General features: G+C 78.4%; 1 protein-coding gene and 1 pseudogene. Both read right to left on the bottom strand.

The genetic code is table 11. The annotated features are described in order from the left end of the window. Positions 1 to 564 (bottom strand): annotated as a pseudogene (locus tag AB0E14_RS39680) (hypothetical protein); the annotation flags it as partial. A gap of 38 nt (positions 565 to 602) precedes the next feature. Further along, positions 603 to 1,719 (bottom strand): class I adenylate-forming enzyme family protein (locus tag AB0E14_RS39685; RefSeq protein ID WP_362430450.1); only part of this gene is annotated, 1,117 nt, incomplete at its 5' end.

Here is a 1,719-nt window from a genome sequence, read left to right on the forward strand (position 1 = left end):
GTGGTCCCGGACAGCGGCAGCGGCGGCGTCCGCCGCCGCTTCCGCGAGGAGCGAGGCGTCGGCCGGGGTGTCGAGGAGTGCGCGGACGGTCGCACCGGCGAGTTCACGGGCGAGCGGGACGAGGTCGACGGTGTGCCCGTCGGCGAGCGGCGCGAGCCCGCGGTCGAGCACCGCCCGCCAGACCGGCCGGAGCCGCTCCACCCCGGCGGCGCCAAGATCCCCGGCGACGGCGCGCCGGGTGTCGCGGTGCTCGGCGCCCTCCTGGTCGAACAGCGTGCCCCCGCCCGACAGTTCACGCGCCGCGCCACCGGTGGTGCCGGCCGCGGCGCGGTCGAGCGGCACCCGGGTGAGCGCCTCGCGGTACGGCTCGGCGCCGTTCACCAGGACCGCCCGCCCGAGCCGGACGACCGGCCGCCGCCGGACGGCCGCGAGCAGCGCGAACAGCACCGGGTGCGCCCGCGTGTACACCCGCCGGTCCCGCCGCCGCGCACCCCGCAGGGCGGCGTCCTGGTCCGTCCCGGACCCGTCCACGGGCCCCGCCACCGCTCCCGTCGCGGCGCTCACGAGGGTCACCCCTCCCGCTTCCGACTCGCCTGCCGCCCTCACCGTCCCGCCTCCGTCGCCCCGACCGTCGTCCGTGCCGCCGCCAGTCGCGCCGTCGCGGCGCGGTCAGGCTTCAAGGAGCGGCCGGCCAGCGGGATGTCGGCGAGCACGACGGCGTCGGGGCGGGCCGTGCCCATGCGACGCAGCGGACCGGCCAGGGACGCCCGCACCCGGGCGGGGTCGGCCTCGTGGTGCGGCTGGACGACGGCGACCAGACGCTCGTCGCCGTCCCCTGCGGGAACCCCCACCAGCAGGGCCAGTTCGACCCCCGGGACGTGCAGTGCGGGCTCGTAGAGGCCGGGGTAGATGTTCTCCGCGCGCCTCAGCACCATGTCCTTGCAACGGCCCGCGAGCACGATCCGGCCGGACTCGTCCAACCGCCCCCGGTCACCCGTGCGCACCCACGGCTCGGGCTCCTCCCCGAGATACCGGTGCCTGGCCGCGGGCCCGGAGAGCAGCAGCTCACCGCCGGGACCCGGCCGGGCCTCGACCCCCGGCAAAGGCGCGCCCACGAGGTCGCCCTCACCGGTGAACGCCGCCTTCTCCGCCTGCTCGACGGCGGCGGCAGGGAACAGCTCGGTCAGCGCGTACACCCCCCACGCCTCGCGGGCCCCGGCCCGCCGCACCCGGGTGAGCAGCTCCGCGCTCGCCGGCGCCGAACCGGTCCACACCCGACCCTCGAACCGCGCGTCCGCCGCGAGGGCCGCCCTCAGCTGGGGCGGGGTCAGATAGGTCGCCTGGGGTGCGAGGCGGCGCAGCTGCCTCGCCAGTACCCGAGGCGAGCGGGCGGGCAGAGCCACCGGCGCACCGCTCGCGAGCGAGGGCACGAGCACGAAGAACGTGCCGCCGAGCACGGGCGCCCCGGGCTCCGGGCGGACGAGTCCGGTCACCGTGGCCATGCCCGCCGCCAGCGAGGAACGGGTGTGGACGACCGCGCGGGGCCGCGAGGTCGTGCCCGAGGTGAAGACGATCACCGCGTCACCGTCCTCGTCCACCGCGCGCGGCAGCACCGAGGCCCGCGCGTCCGTCGCCAACGCGGGGGCGCACCCCGGCAGTCGCCGGCCGACGGTGGCCACGGGACCGCCGAGCTCCGCGAGGTCCGGCAGGGCGAGCCGG

The sequence above is a fragment of the Streptomyces sp. NPDC047981 genome, assembly GCF_040653315.1.
Classification (GTDB): domain Bacteria; phylum Actinomycetota; class Actinomycetes; order Streptomycetales; family Streptomycetaceae; genus Streptomyces.